The 18682-nt window shown below is 43.6% G+C and carries 14 protein-coding genes; 6 read left to right on the top strand and 8 right to left on the bottom strand.

What is annotated here, in order from left to right:
* Positions 1 to 245: 245 nt before the first annotated feature.
* The 4 genes from NSS66_RS09670 (at position 246) to NSS66_RS09685 (ending at position 6732) form a co-directional block, all read left to right on the top strand.
* Positions 246 to 1487 (top strand): nitrate/nitrite transporter, encoded by a 1242-nt coding sequence (locus NSS66_RS09670; protein ID WP_053325731.1) that lies wholly within the window; start codon positions 246 to 248, stop codon positions 1485 to 1487.
* 379 nt (positions 1488 to 1866) lie between these two features.
* The gene (locus NSS66_RS09675) at positions 1867 to 3585 is read left to right on the top strand and encodes an NAD-dependent malic enzyme (RefSeq protein ID WP_023989354.1); all 1719 of its coding nucleotides are present in this window, start codon (positions 1867 to 1869) and stop codon (positions 3583 to 3585) included.
* A gap of 98 nt (positions 3586 to 3683) precedes the next feature.
* On the top strand, positions 3684 to 4643 hold the full coding sequence (locus tag NSS66_RS09680; RefSeq protein WP_025718424.1) for an AEC family transporter: 960 nt from the start codon (positions 3684 to 3686) through the stop codon (positions 4641 to 4643).
* A gap of 325 nt (positions 4644 to 4968) precedes the next feature.
* Entirely contained in the window at positions 4969 to 6732 is a 1764-nt protein-coding gene (locus NSS66_RS09685; protein WP_023989356.1) for a methyl-accepting chemotaxis protein, read from the top strand.
* A gap of 96 nt (positions 6733 to 6828) precedes the next feature.
* Here NSS66_RS09685 and NSS66_RS09690 read toward each other — a convergent pair whose 3' ends face one another.
* The 7 genes from NSS66_RS09690 to NSS66_RS09720 all read right to left on the bottom strand — a co-directional run bounded on the left by NSS66_RS09690 (position 6829) and on the right by NSS66_RS09720 (position 17364).
* Entirely contained in the window at positions 6829 to 7881 is a 1053-nt protein-coding gene (locus NSS66_RS09690) for a glycoside hydrolase family 53 protein (protein WP_053325732.1), read from the bottom strand.
* Positions 7882 to 7983: 102 nt separating this feature from the next.
* Positions 7984 to 10071 (bottom strand): beta-galactosidase, encoded by a 2088-nt coding sequence (locus NSS66_RS09695; RefSeq protein ID WP_340958836.1) that lies wholly within the window; start codon positions 10069 to 10071, stop codon positions 7984 to 7986.
* A gap of 28 nt (positions 10072 to 10099) precedes the next feature.
* Entirely contained in the window at positions 10100 to 10978 is an 879-nt protein-coding gene (locus NSS66_RS09700) for a carbohydrate ABC transporter permease (protein ID WP_023989359.1), read from the bottom strand.
* A gap of 27 nt (positions 10979 to 11005) precedes the next feature.
* The gene (locus tag NSS66_RS09705; RefSeq protein WP_025718416.1) at positions 11006 to 11896 is read right to left on the bottom strand and encodes an ABC transporter permease; all 891 of its coding nucleotides are present in this window, start codon (positions 11894 to 11896) and stop codon (positions 11006 to 11008) included.
* A 244-nt stretch (positions 11897 to 12140) separates the two neighbouring features.
* Positions 12141 to 13823 (bottom strand): extracellular solute-binding protein, encoded by a 1683-nt coding sequence (locus NSS66_RS09710; RefSeq protein WP_069080025.1) that lies wholly within the window; start codon positions 13821 to 13823, stop codon positions 12141 to 12143.
* 120 nt (positions 13824 to 13943) lie between these two features.
* A complete protein-coding gene (locus NSS66_RS09715) occupies positions 13944 to 15569 on the bottom strand; it encodes a response regulator transcription factor (RefSeq protein ID WP_258296858.1) in 1626 nt (541 codons plus the stop codon).
* Positions 15544 to 17364 carry a sensor histidine kinase gene (locus NSS66_RS09720; RefSeq protein WP_068941464.1) on the bottom strand — a complete coding sequence of 607 codons (1821 nt, stop codon included), beginning with the start codon at positions 17362 to 17364 and terminating at the stop codon, positions 15544 to 15546. The genes NSS66_RS09715 and NSS66_RS09720 overlap by 26 nt, the downstream gene beginning before the upstream one ends.
* Positions 17365 to 17478: 114 nt before the next feature.
* Between NSS66_RS09720 and NSS66_RS09725 the strand changes: the two genes are divergently transcribed.
* Positions 17479 to 17631 carry a hypothetical protein gene (locus NSS66_RS09725; RefSeq protein WP_023989363.1) on the top strand — a complete coding sequence of 51 codons (153 nt, stop codon included), beginning with the start codon at positions 17479 to 17481 and terminating at the stop codon, positions 17629 to 17631.
* Between the two features lie 5 nt (positions 17632 to 17636).
* Here the strand turns inward: NSS66_RS09725 and NSS66_RS09730 are convergent, their stop codons facing one another.
* Positions 17637 to 18074 carry a NucA/NucB deoxyribonuclease domain-containing protein gene (locus NSS66_RS09730; RefSeq protein ID WP_023989364.1) on the bottom strand — a complete coding sequence of 146 codons (438 nt, stop codon included), beginning with the start codon at positions 18072 to 18074 and terminating at the stop codon, positions 17637 to 17639.
* Positions 18075 to 18214: 140 nt separating this feature from the next.
* On the opposite strand from NSS66_RS09730, the gene NSS66_RS09735 reads away from it, so the two are divergent.
* On the top strand, positions 18215 to 18409 hold the full coding sequence (locus NSS66_RS09735; protein WP_013310963.1) for a hypothetical protein: 195 nt from the start codon (positions 18215 to 18217) through the stop codon (positions 18407 to 18409).
* Positions 18410 to 18682: the final 273 nt, after the last annotated feature.

Raw genomic sequence — 18682 nt, forward strand, 5'->3', positions numbered from 1 at the left:
CTTATATTTAATTTTTTTGCGATTTCGTGTTACGTATATTGACATAAAACAGATTCTTTTTTATAATTTGATTAAAATCACTCCAACGTGATCATACCAAGTCGACTCACAATGAGGTGTGTCAACCACGGCAATGAAGCCGCAAACCGTTTCCTAGATACCATGTAGGGGCGATTTGCGGCTTTTTCATGTTCAAATTACATTTTGCAGACAAAGAACAACAATTAGAACAGGAGAGATGGAGAATGAACAAAAAAAATTTCTGGAAAAGCGGACACAAGCCCACCCTATTTGGCTCCTTTCTGTATTTTGATATCAGTTTTATGATATGGGGAATGATCGGACCGTTGGCCGTTGTAATTGCTAATGATTATCCAATGGACCCTGTACAAAAAGCCAATCTTGTCGCCCTACCCATACTCGGTGGTTCCCTGCTGCGGCTCGTGCTCGGATTCATGTCAGATTATATCGGTCCGAAGCTCACAGGACAGATTGGTATGCTTGTTACGATAATCCCTCTCTTGCTCGGCTGGCTGTGGGTTGATTCGCTGGAGCACTTGTACGTTGTTGCCCTGCTCCTAGGCGTAGCCGGAGCATCATTTGCAGCTGCGCTGCCGTTGGCAAGTCAATGGTACCCCAAAGAGCATCAAGGCTTGGCTATGGGAATTGCCGGTGCTGGTAATAGCGGTACCGTCCTTGCGACTTTGTTCGCCAACCGCATTGCTCAACATTTTGGCAGTTGGGAAGCCGTTTTCGGATTGGCTATCCTCCCCATCTTAACCGTCTTCATTCTGTTCAGTATTTTTGCCCGCAACAGCCCTCACCGCCCGGCACCAAAAAGTCTGTCGCAATATGCTTCGGTGCTCAAACAGAGGGATGCCTGGGTATTCTGTGCCTTTTACTGCGTGACGTTTGGCGGATTCGTTGGTCTTTCTAATTATTTGACTATTTTCTTCAATACCCAATATGGCCTCTCCGCGGTACATGCCGCCGATTTTGCGACCGTTTGTGTGATTGCCGGAAGCTTCTTTCGTCCTGTAGGCGGCTTTTTGTCCGATCGGATTGGTGGTTCACGCATGTTAATGTACTTGTATGCGGGAGCCGGGATTATGCTCGCCGGCATTGCGTTTTTACCGCCACTTACCGTGGTAGTTGTGCTGCTGTTCGTAGGCATGATGTGCCTTGGCGCTGGCAACGGCTCCGTATTCCAGCTCGTTCCGCAGCGGTTCGGCAACGAAATCGGGCTCATGACCGGCATTGTCGGCGCTGCTGGTGGCATAGGCGGGTACTTCCTCCCCCTTATACTGGGTCATCTGTACAAATCAACGGGTTCATATATGCCAGGCTTCATCTCTCTGAGCCTAATCACGTTCTGTGCCTTTACCCTCGTCATCATAATGCAATTGAAATGGCGTAACAGCTGGATGCAACGCTCTGCTACAGTTACTGATGAAGCCGTCAATCGCATTGGAGAATTAAATGCCTGATGTTCATTAAACATAGAGCTGCGAAGCATTAAATTTTGTCCCTCAACCATCCCTATAGCCAAAAAATAGCTTAACTTCGTTTATATAAAATGAAGTTAAGCTATTTTTCATGCACGCTTAATCGAACTACACCTAAAAAACTATGATAATTATCACATTCAATCAAGATTTTCCGAAAATATCATGAAAATTAAATGAAATTTTCATTCAAAAAACATTGAAAATCGCTTTCATTTTCATAATTTTTCTTATGTAAACACTTATATAACCATTTTTCACACAACATACTTGTTCACTTGGTTTAAAATAAGGCGTATACTTGTTCACGAATTGTTCAAGGATTAATTAAATGTAATTTTTTAGAAAGAAGGAATTGGAAATGCGTGCTTTTCATTTTACGGAAGACGGATCTATCGAAACTAAATTAACCGGAAAAGATCTACTTGCCAACCCACTGCTGAATAAAGGAGTAGCTTTTACCCTGGAAGAACGGAAACAGCTTGGACTTGACGGTCTCCTTCCTCCTACGATATTAACTATTGAGGAGCAGGTTCAACGGGTTTACGAGCAATTTCAGAGCCAACCGGATAATTTGCGTAAAAATGTTGCGTTAAATGATCTTTTTAACCGGAATACGGTCCTTTATTATCGTTTGCTCTCTGAGCACCTAAGCGAAATGCTCCCGATTGTTTATACACCAACAGTAGGCCAGGCTATACAGGAATACAGTCATGAATATCACAAACCTGGTGGTATGTATTTATCTATTGATAATCTGGCGGGTATTGGAGAGGCTTTTAAGAATTTGAACCTAGACCCTGATGATATCGACCTGATCGTAGCCACAGATTCCGAGAGTATTTTGGGAATCGGGGACTGGGGAGTCGGAGGTATTAATATCTCTATTGGTAAGCTTGCTGTGTATACCGCTGCTGCTGGTATAGATCCTAGCCGAGTACTGGCAGTTGTTCTTGATGCAGGTACAAACAACGAGAAGCTATTGGAAGATCCTTTATATATGGGGAATCGTCATAAACGTGTACGTGGAGAACAATATGACCAATTTATTGACACTTATGTTCAAGCTGCACTTTCCTTTTTCCCGAATGCCCTGCTGCACTGGGAAGATCTGGGCAATGTCAACGCACGGAACATTATCAATAAATACGGAAATAGTATTTTGACTTTTAATGACGATATTCAAGGTACTGGAGCGGTTACGCTCGCAGGTGTAATGTCCGGTGTTCAATTGTCCGGAATCCCACTGAGCAAGCATCGGGTTCTAGTCTTTGGCCCAGGAGCTGCTGGAATCGGCAATGCAGACCAAATTAGCGCAGCCATGATGCTGGAAGGACTGTCAGAAGCAGAAGCAAGACGTAACTTCTGGGCTTATGATTACCGCGGCCTGCTTACCAACGAAACAGAAGGACTTTTTCCATTCCAAGTCCCTTATGTGCGTGATGTTGCAGAATGCCGCGACTGGGAACATGCTGAGGATGGCAAAATTCCACTGCTTGAAGTCATTCGCCGCGTAAAACCGACGATTATGATCGGTACTTCTGGTGTTACTGGGGCATTTAGTGAGGAAATCGTTAAAGAAATGGCCAAACATACAGAACGTCCTATTATTATGCCTATGTCCAACCCGACTCCACTGGCAGAAGCAACTCCGCAAGATTTGATCCACTGGACCGAAGGAAAAGCCCTCATTGCAACAGGAAGTCCTTTTGAGCCGGTGATCTATAACAATATTAAGTTTGAAATTGGGCAATCCAACAATGCTTTCGTGTTCCCGGGTCTTGGTCTTGGCGCAATCGTGGTAAAATCCAAAATTATAACAGATAGCATGTTTGCAGCAGCTGCCCATGCAGTAGCTCAAATGGTTGATTTGTCGCAGCCTGGTGCTTCCCTGCTGCCAAAAATCAATGAATTACGCGAAGTATCTGAAGCGGTAGCCGTGGCTGTGGCCAAGGCAGCAGTTCAGGATGGAGTAGCGCGTCATCAACCGGACGATATCGCACAAGCGGTTCGAGATGCGATGTGGGACTGCAAATATAAACCAATCAAACAATATGGTCAGGAAGCGGTCCTGGTTTAAAAAATAGCGACAACATCAAATTTGTACTTGCATATGCAAAGTGATTATTTAACTGATGTCCGCCATTTTTGGCGGACATCTTCATTGGAGGCGACATCATGGCTACAGGTCATATTTTTATTATCTTAATTCCTATTTTCTTTGTCATTTTAATTGGTTATTTCGCAGGATTGTTTAAGGCTTTTAACCCTGCTTCTTCTAAGGGATTAAATACACTCGTGACGAAGTTTGCTCTACCTGCACACTTGTTTATTGGTATTACGACGACACCAAGAGAGACATTGATTCAAAAGTGGCCCTTTCTTGTGGCTTTGCTACTTGGTGTAATCGGCTTTTATATTGTATTGCTCATTGTTTATCGCTTAATTGCCAAAAAAGGCCTGACTGAATCCTCCATGTTCGCATTGAATTCAACACAGCCTTCTTTTGCATTCATGGGAATTCCGGTTCTGGGAAGCTTGTTCGGAAGTGCGGCAGTCGCCATCCCTATTGCGATTACTGGGATCGTCGTTAATGCCATTCTTGATCCGCTTGCAAGTATTTTGGGAACGGTCGGTCAGCGCAAAACAACAGAATCCGACGGCACTAAAGGCAACTTATTTAAAGTCACTATGAAATCAGTCCTTCATGGACTCAGCGAGCCGCTTGCCTGCGTACCCTTGTTTGGTGTCGTATTGACTCTATGTGGATTCCACGCTCCGAAACTTTTACAATCCATGTTTGATCAAATCGGCAATATTACTGCTGGTACAGCCCTATTTGCCATCGGGGTAACCATTGGTATCAAAAAGATTACGTTCAGTCCAAAAGCACTTAGCATCGCTGTACTGAAAGCCATCGTGATGCCTATTGTTATGCTCGGTATTGCTGTTCTGATAGGACTATCCCATGAGGATGTAACCAAAGCCGTACTGCTTGTCGCTTTTCCCGGCTCGGCTGTCGCCGCTATGATTGCTACCCGTTATGAAACACTGGAAACGGAAGCTGCATCTGCATTTGTTATTAGCTCAGTCTTATCGCTCATTTCACTACCCTTGCTCATTTCACTTCTTTTATAAGGGACAGAAACTTAAGAACCCTCAATGCAATCCAGGTATTTATAGGTATAAAGCATACCCGTTCGCTCTCATTTATCTTATTTTTTAAATATTGTTTGAACAATAAAATGATTTAGTAAGATTATTCGGAAAAACAACATAAAATCCAGTTTTGCCGACAAGCGGCGGTCCCATCGTTTCATTCTCTAGGGGGCCGCCGTTCTTTTTAAATAACCTTCTTCTCTCCCTTTTAATAAATACCTAACATTTAGAAAGCAAATTGTCGAAATATATATGGGGTAGGTTGTATATGAAACTAAATTGCTAATTCAAAGGAGAAGAAAACGTGAAAAACTTGAAGTGGAGAACTATGTCCTTTTTTGGTAAAAATCTATTAATCTCTTTTCTTAACATCGTATTAATAGGTGCTATTCTCATCACATCCAGCTATATACTTCAAAAGAACATTCTCACCACGCAGCTGCAAGACCAAGTTAAAGTATTGACTAAAAAATGGGCAGAAGATGTTGACAAAACAAAAGTACAACAAGCATTAAGCGAAAAAGATTATAACGGTTCTGCTCAACAGGATTTACGCAAATTCCTAGATTCTATCCACACATTTTATCCTAATGTTGCCCAAGCTTACATATTTGGCACAGAACTAACAGAAGGAAATCAAACTTCCATTATTGGCGTTCCCACAAATTTAGTCCAAGCTTTCCAAGACTTGAAGTTGGATATTGGGGATATGTATACTCTTCCTGACGAAAATGCACAAGCTGTAAATAAAATGCTTCAATCCAATAAATCATCATTGAGCAGCTTTTACTCGGACGAATATGGTACATGGACTACCATTGTTTACCCAATTACAGATGAAAGCGGTAAAATCACAAGTGCGATATACTTTGACGTAGACGCGAGCTCTGTACCTACCGGACTTCATAAATTGCTTGTATATGGTGTGTCATTGCTCATTCTGTTCCTTGCGATCTTCTTAACGATCCAATATTTATTGGTAAAACGGACCCTATCCCCGATTCGTAGCTTGATGAAGGGAATTGAGGAAGTCAGCGAGGGTAATCTGAATGTAAAAATCAAGACAGGCGAGGACGACCTTGGCATTATCAATCAAAAATTCAATTCTATGATCAAACGCCTTAACGATACAATGGTGAAAGTACAGGATACGACACAAGAGGTTACGGGATCTGCCCAGGAATTATTAAGCATTAGCGAGAAAAACAGTACGAATACGAACGTCATTAACAGCAATATTCAGGAAATAACCCAGGGACTTGAAGCTCAGGATCACGCAGCACTTGAAAGTTCCAGATCTATGAATGAAATGTCGACAGTTATCCAAACGATTGCCGAAAGCTCCTCTTCCGTAGCGGATCAAGCTTATTCTATGGAAAAACGCTCCGTTGAAGGCAATCAGGTAGCCCAGAAGCTTTCCGCTCAAATGGACTCCATCTCCACTACAATGGAAAGTACAGCTGATTCCGTTAATGCGCTGCAGAACCGTTCTAACGAAATCAGTAATATCGTCAGCATCATTACAGGCATTGCCAGTCAAACGAATCTGCTTGCATTGAACGCTTCTATCGAAGCTGCCAGAGTCGGTGAAGAGGGCAAAGGTTTTGCAGTCGTAGCGGGAGAAGTGCGTAATTTGGCTGAACAGTCTCAAGAGTCTGCCAAACAAATTGCAGAGCTCATTGAAGAAATCCAAAGAGAAATTGAGCAGACTGTAAAAGGCATCAGCCTTGGTACAAAAGAAGTTCACATTGGGCTGGAAGTTACGAAGCAGACAGGCGAAATGTTCTCTGAAATTTTAGATGCGTCTAATAAAGTGTCGTCACAAATTCAGGAGGTATCCAGCGCAACGGAGCAGATCTCGGCCAGCACGCAGGAAATGTCAGCTACCTCTGACGAGCTGTCTTCGACAGTTAGCAAAACAGTCGGCAGCAGCAAACAAATCGAGCATACCATTGGAGAACAGGCTGAGTCTATGGCTTCTATTGTCCAAGCTTCTGACAAGCTTACATTGATGTCCGGGGAGCTGGAAGAGCTCATTTCGTTCTTCAAGGTGAACCGGGAAGCCTAATTTTATAACTTCCAAGTAACTCAAGATAACAATAAAGAACCTCTAGTCTGCATAGAAAGCGAACTAGAGGTTCTTTGATATACTCTTACATACTTCTTAATTTATAAATCCTTCCAAAGCTGAGGTTGGCTTACCGTCAGCCTGCCAAGCACCTTTGTTATAACCCTGATTGTAACCTGGAGTTGCAGCCGGCTCCCAATAAAATACCCCTGTACCTTTGCCGCCTCCGATGTTCCGAACCTTCGTTTTGATTGCAGAAATAAATGCCTTGGAAGCTGCAGGTTCGTTATATTCCATCCCGATTTCACTGATGACAATGCCTTTACCGTATTTGGCAATGAGGCTATTGGCATTGGTAATCGTCTGGTCCACCTTGCCCTGCCAGTCAGAAGGAGACGGATACAGAGACAGCCCGATGAGATCAAACTGAGCTCCATTATCAATCAGTCCGCCGATATTCCAGTTCAACACGGAACCGTTATCCCCGTTGGCTAAATGTACTATCGTTTTGGTACTGCTGCTTACCGATTTTACAGCATTATTACCTGTATTGACGAGCCAGGCATAGTTTTTCATGTTCACCGAAGCTTTGCCGTCTTCCCAGAGCATTCCATTGTTCGTCTCATTACCGATCTGCACCCAGTCCGGTGTTACCCCCTTGCTTTTCATCGTGTTCATAACATAAACCGTATGAGACCAGACTGCATCCATGAGTTGTGTAAATGTAAAATTACGCCACGCATAAGGTTTGTTCTGTTGCCCTGGATCTGCCCAGGAATCACTATAATGTAGAGTCAGCATAACGCTCATACCCAATTTTTTAGCTCGCTGCGCTAGTTCTGCTGCCTTTTCGGCATTCATGTATCCGCTTGCATAATCTTTCATGTCAGGATTTACCCACACACGGATACGTACCGAGTTAATCTGATAGTCATCTCGCAAAATTTGCAGTATATCTCGACGAACACCCTTTTTATCCTTCCAAGTCATACCTTGCGCTTCCATTCCTGCTACCCAGCTTATATCTGCTCCTTTGGCGAAAGCAGGGGCGGCCGAAGCCGCACCCAACCCTACAGAGCCGAACGGATACAATAAGCTGGATAGCAAGATCAACATCGCAAATACCATCGTGCGGTTACCTGTTTTCATAAGTCATCTCCCATCCGAATTGTATACTTCTCATTGCCTCTGACCAATCTACCAGTTCCCTCACTCGGGAAAACGACAGAGATCACACTTTAATATCATGTTCTATTTATTGCGCTCTGTCTTTAAAACCTTAACAGCGTAGGCATCCAATTGAACGCTGCCGTCTTCTATCTCATGATTTTCAAGCATATCCACATAAGTTCGTCCATCCAACGTAATCTTTTGCGGCTCATACGTGAAATTCAGTATAAAAATATAATCATGAACCCCATCGGTACGAATCGCCGTATTCACTCCATGAGGCAACTTCACATTGAGCGCTTTACTGATTCCTGCATCATCAATTAAACTTCTGTAAAAATGACTGTGGAACAGTCCGGTGTTGCGTGATGCGATGTAATAAGCCTTTCCCTCTCCCAAACGGTTCACCGTCAAAGCCGGGCGTCCTGCATAAAAGTCTGAGCCGTACACAGCCAGTACCTCTGCACCCTCCGTATGAATGAGATCACACAATTCTACAGCTTCATACTCCCCTTGCAGATCCAGCTCATTGCCTTCAACCGGCAAAATGTGATTACGGTCATGATCATGCAATCCGTCAATCTCTTCCGACCAGATCCCCAGCGTCTTACGAAGCGGGCCCGGAAAGCCTCCAAGGAAGCACAAATCATGTTCATCTACAATACCAGACCAATAGGTTGCTACGAAAATGCCACCGTTTTCAACAAACTTCTGTATACGCTCCCCCACACCGCTGCGGACCATATACAACATCGGAGCTACCAAAAGTTTGTATTTGGAAAAATCTGCATCCATATGAATGACATCTACAGGCACTCCCTGTTCCCAAAGTGCCAAATAATGCGCTTCAGCTGTCTCCTCATATTTCACACCTTTGTTCCGCGGTCCCTGTGAATCGTTGATTCCCCAACGGTTCTCCCAGTCAAAAATGACTGCGGCCTCCGCCGGTACCGATGTACCGATAACCTCCTCCAGTTTTTCCAGCGCATTACCGACCTCTGTCACATCTCCAAATACACGAGTGTGCTCATGTCCGACATGATCGACAACCGCACCATGCAGCTTTTCACTCGAACCGCGGCTTTTCCGCCACTGAAAATATTGAACGGTGTCTGACCCGTGTGCCACAGCCTGTAAAGACGATAGCAGATGCATTCCTGGTCGCTTCAGCTTGCTAACGTCTTGCCAATTCGTCAAACTTGGTGTACTCTCCATGAGCATCCAAGGCTTTCCTCCCTTAATTGAGCGAATAATATCGTGCATCATGGCCACTTTAGCAGCCTGACGGCTATCATCTCCCTCACGGTCATGCCACGTTGGGTAACTATCCCAGGATATAACATCGAGCAGATCAGCAAACTTCCAGTAATTCAATCCTTCAAAAAACTCCATTAAATTGGTTGTGACCGGAATTGCTGGATTTGCAGCCTTGAGCGGCACAATCTCATGTTTGATAAAATCTGCGGTCTGATCGGTCACAAACCGTCTCCAGTCCAAATTCAGGGCATGGACCTGTGTTTCACCGTGAGGTGCTGGGGACTCAACTTGGCTCCAATCTGTAATCGTATGACTCCAAAAGGTTGTCCACCATGCGTGATTAAGCTTGTCCAGCGTACCGTATTTATCCTCGACCCAAGCACGAAATGCCTCCTGACAATAATCACAGTGGCAATCTCCACCAAATTCATTGGAAATATGCCAGCCAATCACAGCCGGATGGTTAGCATAACGCTCGGCCAGCTTCGTATTCATGATACGTACTTTTTCCCGGTAAACAGGCGATGTAGAACAGTGATTATGGCGAAACCCGTGCAGATTACGGACACGGTTAGCCTCCACACGCAGCACCTCAGGATATTTTTGTGACATCCAGGCTGGTCTTGCTCCACTAGGAGTGGCCAAAAAAGCATAGATTCCGTTCTCAGCAAACGAATCCAGAATACGATCCATCCACTCAAACGTAAATACACCTTCCTCAGGCTCCAATGAAACCCATGAGAAAATGCCGACAGACATCACGTTGCATTTGGCTAGTTTCATTAGACGGATATCCTCCGCTAACACGTCAGGGTAATGCTGCCATTGCTCCGGGTTATAGTCCGCGCCATGCAGCATACGTGGAACTCGCTCACTAATGGGAGGGTACTTGATTATGTTTTGCTTCGTCACTACAAATCATCTCCTTCTATGAATTCTGTTACTCTTTGACGGAACCTAGCGTCATACCTTTAACAAAATACTTTTGTAAAAATGGATATACAATGAGAATAGGCGCTGCACCAATGAAAATTTGCGCAGCATTAACCGTCGTTTGAGAAAGTAATTCCATCTCTTTGGGACTCATACTCATGGAACTCATGTCCTTCTGAATAATTACAGTTTGCAGGAACGTCGCCAGCGGATAGTCCTTTGCATTGCTCAAATAGAGCAGACCGTCAAACCAGGAGTTCCAATGAAATACCATACTAAACAGCGCAATCGTGGCAATGGAAGGCAGGGATATCGGTAAAAAGATACTAAACAATGTCCGAAAATGTCCTGCTCCGTCGATCAATGCGGCCTCTTCCATCTCTTTAGGAATTCCTCTAAAAAAGTTCAACATAAGGATGACCAAAAATGTGTTGACCGCTCCCGGCAAAACAAGTACCCAGAAGCTGTCCATAAGATGGATCTTTTGAATAACCATATAGAATGGAACCAGACCACCGTTAAAAATCATGCTGAATACGAACAACCATGAATATACGTTTCTGCTACGGAACACAGATGTTTCCTTTGAAAGTGGATAAGCAGCTAAAAAGGTAATAAGCAATGTTAAGCCGGTTCCCAATACAGTCCGACAGACAGAAATCCAGATAGAGTGCAGAAAAATTGGGTTATTCATCGTCTTCTTATAGGCTTCTAATGAAAATTGCACCGGCCACAGTCCAACCAGATTGGCATCTGCTGCTGATTTAGCACTAAATGATACCGCCAACACATGAATCAGCGGAACGATACACATGATGGACAAAATCACAAGCAAGCAAATGTTAAACACATTGAAGATGCGGTATGGCGTTGTTTTATGATACATGACTCTCCCTCTTTCAGCCTCGTGGAATCAAAATATGCGGTAACCTGCCCATTTGTAAGCAAGTCGATAAGATATCAGAATGAGAATCATACTGATAACGGATTTGAACAAGCCGATTGCGGTGGCAAAGCCCATTTCCCCATTGATTAACGCTGTCCGGTAGACGAATGTATCAATAATATCGCCTTTTTGGTAAACCAGCGGATTATAAAGGTTGAAAATCTGGTCAAAACCGGCATTCAGTACATTGCCAAGTGCAAGCGTTCCAACAACGACTACCATCGGAATTAACGAAGGTACAGTGATGTGCAGCGTCTGTCTCCAGCGGCTCGCTCCATCCATTTCAGAAGCCTCATACAACGAAGGATTAATACCCGCCAGTGCAGCAAGAAATACGATGGTGTTGTATCCGAACTCCTTCCATATATCCGATACAATGACAGTAAACCGAAACCAGTTATTTTCTCCCAGAAAAAAGATAGGCTGGATCCCGAAACTACCGAGAATACGATTCATAAATCCATCTGTAGCCAACAGGTCAATCAGAATTCCGCCCAAGATGACCCACGAAAGAAAGTGTGGCAGATAAACCAGTGTCTGAATGGATCGCTGAAGGCCGACCTTGCGAATTTCATTCAGCAGTATAGCAAAAACAAACGGAACCACCAGATTGAAAAACATCTTTAACACAGCAATAATTAGTGTATTCCAGACGACTTGAAGACTGTCCTCCCGTTGAAACAAAAAGCGGAAGTTATCCAGTCCAACCCACTCGGAACCAGTTATGCCTAGCCAAGGTTTGTAATTTTGAAAGGCCATCACGATGCCGCCCATCGGAATGTAGCTGAATACAATTAAGAAAATGATGGCTGGCAGCAGCATGATATGAAATGGCCACGTACGTTGCAGACTTCTCATTGCAGTTCCTCCTGTAACTCTCATGGTATACTTCAATTATAAAAGCGTTTTCGCTGTCCCAACAGTTCAAAAAACCAACATACATGGCACAAAAGCAATCATTTTTTAAGTTCGCCAAACGAATGAAAATTTTTTTTCACACACATCATAATAGCGCATTCATTTCTACTCAATCCTGATAAAGCTGTAGTAAAAAGGCTGTCCACCTTGGGACAGCCCTCCTAACTATTACAACATCATGATTTTACTTTTCGACGCTTTTATACCATTCGTTTACTTCATTTGTAATTTGTTCGCCACCAGCTGTTTTCCACGTCTGTACAAAGGTATCAAAAGCAGAGATCGGCTGCTTGCCATAAATAATTTCATTGAAGGTCTGACTTTCAATCTTATCCAGATAGTCCTTTTTAGCCTTCATGGTTGGCGTAGTAGGGCCCGTGAACTGATCTTTCATGGAGATATCCTTCTGTTCCATAAGCACTTTGGCAGCTGCAGGAGTATCTTTCCCGTAATTCACCATTACATCTTTCTCCAGACGGGTCTTCGGTTCTGCGCCGTTAGCCAAACTTAACAAAGCCTTCATTTGGGCATCAGGTATACGCGCGCCATCACGAACCAGCAAATAACGAAAAGAGTTTACATAACCGCCTGGTATTTTATCGATAGACATTAGCTTTCCGCCCGCATCCAAATCATAATCGTAGCCCTTAAACAGCCCATTCGACAAATCACCGTCCGGTTTAGCATTAGCATAATGGTCAAACAAATAATTTTGATAAGTGAAAAAAGCTTCAGGATGCTGCATTTGTTTGTTGATTAGTACAACACCATTGGTATATTGCGTTCCGTGGCGCATGGCTTTGTTGTCAGGACCCACTGGAATCTTGATCGGCTTCCACACGGCACCCGGCGCATTTTTGACTGTATCCTGAAGCGGCCAGCCGCTCATCCAATATGGTCCAGGAATCATACCGGCTGTTCCTGCGACTGTAGGTTCTGACGTTTTATTTTCATCCCACAATGCTGCTTCCTGAGGAATATATCCCTTTTTGAGCCACTCGCTCAGCTTTTGCAAACCCGGCTTCATACCAGGCTGCACGGAGCCATATTCCAAACTGCCATTCGTGCCTTTGTTCCACTGCTGAGGTAGTGTGCCATATGCCCCGAAAATCCAGGATGGGTCACCCATCCAAGTGTTCATGGATGTTTTGAAACCGATGCTGAGCGGAATCACTTTGTTTGGTGCCAGTCCGTCCGGATTTTTATTTTTAAAGGCATCCATCACTTTTTCCAGATCATCCATCGTCTCTGGAGCCTTCATACCCAGCTTATCCAACCAATCTTGTCGTACCCACAATACATAATCATGGTTATAGGCAAAATCAAGCACAGGAATGCCCATTTTTTTTCCATCTCGGCTATACTGATTCCATACGTTCGTATCCTGATTCATCGCCTGCTTCCAGGAATCCGAAGCGTACTTGTCAAACAACGGACCAGCCTCTGCAAACATACCGGAATCAATCATGTCCTGTGCCAGTTGCTCATTCTCCGTCCCCAATACAACCACGTCTGGCATCTCCTGACCGGAGGACATAGCCAATCGCAGCTTCGTAGCAAATGCACCATTCGTATCTGTGACGGACCAGAGTGATTTGATATTAATACCGAATTTCTCTTTAGCCCATTTTGTCGCAATGTTATTTTCGATAGATTCACCATTTTTAAATTTTAAGGCGGGATCTACACCCCATACCGTGGAAATTGTGACTTCCGGATTGTATTTTTCTTTGTATACGTTTTCAGTTTTAGCTGTGCTGTCCGCATTCCCACCATTTCCTGCTCCTGAGCAGCCCACAAGGCCAACTCCTAATACCATAGTTGCGGCGAGCAACGACAACAACTTTTTTTTCGAATGAACTCGCATATTGTTCCCCCTCTAAAAATCATTTTCTACTCTTTTATTATAAGAGGGCTTTTCTTCGCAGCCTATGTCACAAAATAAATATTTCTGCACCTTTCCCAACTGATCTTTACTCATCTCATTTTACTGGTCCCGAAATTCATGCGGAGTCATTCCGTAATGCTTTTTGAACATCTTACTGAAATATTGGGGATTCTGATAGCCCAGTTCCGTCGTAATTTCGTATATTTTTTTGTTGGAATATTTGAGCAAATAAAGAGCCCGCTCCATTCTCATTCGGATAATGTAGTCACCCAAACCTTCTCCGGTTTCAGCTTTATAAATTTTAGACAGATAGACTGGATGAAGATAAACCTGATCGGCAATCGTCTTAACAGACAGCTCCTGACCTTTATCCTGGGAGATGAGCTCCTGAACTTGCTTGACCACATAGCTTTTAGCGCTTTGCTCGCTTGCGGACCATTCAGATTTAAGTTTGTTCATCATGGAAAGTATCCACTCTTTGAGGTGGGGAAACGAATGAACCATTTTCTGCGCATGTAACGGATCGAAGCCTACTTGGTCCATCTGTGTAATGAAACGTCCTTGTTTGTGCGCTGTATACATAAAGGCACTCGTCACCGAAATAAACAGCTCATATAAATGTTCGCGTGTATATCCCACCTCTTCCATTTTTCCAAATACACGGTTCACTTTCGCTTCGGCCTCTTCCCATTGCCTGGACTCTAGCAGATGAGTAAGCGTAGGGTGCATATAAAGCCCCTCCAGTGACTTAACTGAGCTGTGTGGCTGTTCTGTCTGTTCTTCTATGAATAGCAGTGTATCCGTCTCCTCCTGATGGTTCCAGTATAAGGATCTAATTGCTGTCTGATATAGCTTAGGCAGTTCCTCTGGAAACTTAAACCATCCGGTTAATGCAACGTAAATTTCCCCTTTCAAGTAATTGCTCACATTTTTTCGAAAGGTCTCAATCGCCGCACTCAAAAAACGATTCTGCTCATCCGCGCTCCGTTCAGGAAATGAATTCCAATTACCTTCTATTAATACAATTAAGCAGTCATGCGGCGCTTTGCAATGCCAAACGTGAAAATCAGGTGCGAACACTTCTTCGGCAATATTTCCAATCGCATACTCAATTAAGGAGACTGAATGATAGTCCATATCAGAAAAATGCTTCCCTAGCTGAATAAGCAGCATACTGGCAGGATGTCCCGTGCGTAGCTTGATTTCGTACTCAGACATTTTGCTCTCTATTTTTGGTACTGGCAAATCACGCCCGAGTAGCAAATCATGCATCAAATGGGTCCGCAGTACACCAAAATCGTTTCTGCGGCTATATTGTAATTGATGAACCTTGTCAAATGCTTCCCATTCTTCCTTTAGCGAATCCATGGCAGCTGACACACATTTGATAAACTCTTCATCATCCACCGGCTTTAAAATGTAATCAAAAGCCTTAAGCTGGAGCGCTTTTTTAGCATATTCAAAATCGGCATAGCCTGTCAGTAACAAACTTCGGATATGTGGCCATCGTTCGTTTACCTCAACAATCAACTCCAGTCCCGTCATGCCAGGCATACGAATATCCGTAACCAGAATATCAATATCGTACGCTTCCAGCACATCCACCGCTGCTAATGCGGAAGCCGCTTGATGAACCCTCTCGATGCCTAGCGTCTCCCACGGAATGGTAGCTGCCAGACTTTCTGTTACATAACTCTCATCATCTACTAGTAATATCTGAACCATCTGGTCCCTCCGTTTTAACTATATTCGAATTTGGCGAAGGCTCAATTAAACCATTCGCATGCTCTCCTTCTGTTGAGATCGACCATTTTAAAACTGCACGCAATCCTCCCAATGGAGACAAAGAGAATTCCAGTCCTGCATCTTCCCCAAAATGTAATCGCATGCGTTGATGCACATTCCACAAACCGTATCCATGATCCTCTTCCACAGGCTTGTCAAGCGTTGACGTCAGGGCAGTTATAGCCTCTCTACTCAAACCGAGTCCGTTATCATCCACAATCAGGTACATATACGAGCCAACACGCTCGGTTAAAATATGAATTATACCATCCTCCGCTTGAGGCTCTATCCCGTGCAGCACCGCATTTTCCACCAGTGGCTGCACTACAAGCGGCGGAATCAGTAGACTGCTGGCTTGTGATGAAACATGAATTAAGAACGTTAGCCTTGGCATACGCATCTGCTGTATGTTCAAATAATATTGAACAAACTCGACTTCCTCTGACAATGGAACCAAATCCCGCTCCTGTCTTGTCGTATACCGATAATACCTGGATAAATTATGGGCCATGGCTACAACCGCCTCATGATTGCGCAGCTTTGCCATACTTGTAATAAACGAAAAACAATTATAAAAAAAATGCGGATTGATTTGTGATTGGAGTTGCTTTAGTCGCGCTTCCTTGACATGCAGCTGCTCAACATACACCTTCTCAAACAGCTCCTGAATCTGTTCGACCATCAGATTAAATTGACTAGACAGGAAAGCAAACTCGTGACTCCCCCTTAGACTTAATCGAACAGCATAGTCCCCATCCTTTAGTCTCCGAAATGCCCGCACAAGCTGAAGAATCGGCACTTGTACCTGTGAATGAAGCAAGTAAGCGCCAATCAAGCCTACCAGCAGCGAGCCAACAACAGTTATATAAAACAGTCGATTCGATGAGTAAATTGGAGACATCATATCGGACAAAGGCATGTAATCAATCAAATACCAACCAGTCGTTTGCGAAAGAACGGCATGTACCAGGTAGCTTTCTTCTCCAATTTTCACGGTCAGATTATCAACCTCATGGAGTCCCATTTTTTCCAATTTAGAAATCAGCTTTCCAGACAGCTCTTCATTTGCAGTACGATTAAAGATCACTCCTACGCCTTTCTTATAATAAAAAGGCTCCTTTCGACCATCACCTTTGAAACGGTCAAGCATGTCCTGAATATTACTGCTGTCAAATTCAACCTTAATAATCGTGTTAGCGGTTTCTGGATTACCAAGTGAAGAAAACGGGGATAATGTATACAATGAAAATATAAATTGGTCTTTCCCGTATGATCTTTTTTTGGATACCTGCCAGCCGTCCTTTATCAGCTGATTTAGTTTTTTCTGGTCATATAAACCTGCTCCATTCTCCGATACAACCCGTCCAAGCGAAGGAGAATAGATACTCAGCCCGGTTCTCCAATTAGAAGAGCTTTCCTGAAGCCCAAGCTTGGTTTGGATCCGTTTGACAAGGTTAATTCCATCCAGATTGAGAACCTTGTCCTTCAAAAAAATCGCTTGAAAACTGGCTACATCGGGATCATGAATCAGCAGATGCGGCCAGGAGGAAATCATTTCAATATTCGTATTCACCTGGTTTTGAAAAAAAGTCAGCTGATTATAATTAGATTGATTCAGCTCCTCACGTAATACACCTGTCGTTGTCTGATTAGAATAGACATACAGGATCAGCATAGGTATAAGCAATACGATAACGATGGAGACGATTTTAGTATAAAAATTAAATTTAAACATGAGTTCTACACATCCTCTGCACAAAAAACAAGCATACTTAAATGGTATGCCAGAGCCCTGACCTTCGTTGCCGTCAGTACATACTATACATTATCAATGGTTGGCGGTGATAATATGTTTGATGCTAAGCAAATGGAATGGTTTAACCAACTATCCGCTGAAGACTTGGCCATTTTAGGTGCCGGCTTCAATACACTAGGTGATTTTTTTGATTTTCTGGCGTTGATTAAGGCCAGACAGGAAACAGCGCAAGGTAATAAAAAGTAATAGCACTATTTCACAACAAATTTCACACGAGTTCCATCCTCATACTCATCCAATTGGTGACTGACCCATGATCCTGCCCCACGATTATCCTTAGGGGCTATGTATTTGATATTTGCACCTTTGCCACCTTCTGAGCACATAGCCATCGGCCATTCGTCACGATCGTATCCTTTACGAGTGGGAACACCTGCAAGCGAATGCTTGCGATTTTGCTCGGCTCCTTCACGGTCAATTGTGCATACCGGTGATTTTCCCGCCTGAATGGCTTCCTTAATATGCTGCGCCGTTTCAGGGTAACGACCTGACGGGAATTGCAGCGTAACCTGAGCCGATGAAGGCGGGTTCTCTCCTGTCATTTTTGTAAGAAGATTGCCTCCTTCAAACCAGTACGCGCCCAAAGCTAGCAGCACTAAAGCTATAAAACTTAGCAATTTTTTCTTCAATTTCCCTCTTCCCTTCAAGCTATTCCAGTAGATGCCTTCAACTAAGGTAATCCCTGGATTTTATTTTTTGTAACCCCTTACTGACTATAAAAAAAGGTTGAATATTCGACGACAAATAGTATAGAGAGGAGGTTGTACGAATGAACGATGAGATCAAACTGGCCGTGAGCCAAATGCAAGCCGTTGTAATCCGATTACTGAATGGAAGTACCGTAATTGGCTGGCCTAAGCTCCTATCTGACCAAGAAACTCAGCAATTCAAGCTCTATGATGACGAACACGTATATACGATTTCCGTTAATGACGTGGATACAGTCGCAAGAGTTATTGTATAAGATACAGGAAGCGACTTAATGAGACATCCAGCGGACAAGCCCAAACAAGGCACACCACAGGAGAAGACTGATCAGAATCCCCCAAAATAAACCTTTAAAAAGCTTCATACCATACTGACAACCTTTCCTACTGGGCTTTTCCCCCATTATAACATGTCAGAAAGACAGCTGTCGCAGCTTGCTCTTATATCATCTTCGTGTCATATATATTAAATTTTAAAATCACGACACAAAGGAAAGAATGAAATAATTCCGAAAATTAGGCCTGATCAC

Source organism: Paenibacillus sp. FSL R10-2748 (genome assembly GCF_038005565.1).
Lineage (GTDB): Bacteria > Bacillota > Bacilli > Paenibacillales > Paenibacillaceae > Paenibacillus > Paenibacillus polymyxa_B.

Coding starts and splice junctions, on each gene's coding strand:
- NSS66_RS09670 (WP_053325731.1), top strand. CDS start 246: ATGAACAAAAAAAATTTCTGGAAAAGCGGACACAAGCCCACCCTATTT.
- NSS66_RS09675 (WP_023989354.1), top strand. CDS start 1,867: ATGCGTGCTTTTCATTTTACGGAAGACGGATCTATCGAAACTAAATTA.
- NSS66_RS09680 (WP_025718424.1), top strand. CDS start 3,684: ATGGCTACAGGTCATATTTTTATTATCTTAATTCCTATTTTCTTTGTC.
- NSS66_RS09690 (WP_053325732.1), bottom strand. CDS start 7,881: ATGAAAACAGGTAACCGCACGATGGTATTTGCGATGTTGATCTTGCTA.
- NSS66_RS09700 (WP_023989359.1), bottom strand. CDS start 10,978: ATGTATCATAAAACAACGCCATACCGCATCTTCAATGTGTTTAACATT.
- NSS66_RS09705 (WP_025718416.1), bottom strand. CDS start 11,896: ATGAGAAGTCTGCAACGTACGTGGCCATTTCATATCATGCTGCTGCCA.
- NSS66_RS09710 (WP_069080025.1), bottom strand. CDS start 13,823: ATGCGAGTTCATTCGAAAAAAAAGTTGTTGTCGTTGCTCGCCGCAACT.
- NSS66_RS09715 (WP_258296858.1), bottom strand. CDS start 15,569: ATGGTTCAGATATTACTAGTAGATGATGAGAGTTATGTAACAGAAAGT.
- NSS66_RS09720 (WP_068941464.1), bottom strand. CDS start 17,364: ATGTTTAAATTTAATTTTTATACTAAAATCGTCTCCATCGTTATCGTA.
- NSS66_RS09725 (WP_023989363.1), top strand. CDS start 17,479: ATGTTTGATGCTAAGCAAATGGAATGGTTTAACCAACTATCCGCTGAA.
- NSS66_RS09735 (WP_013310963.1), top strand. CDS start 18,215: ATGAACGATGAGATCAAACTGGCCGTGAGCCAAATGCAAGCCGTTGTA.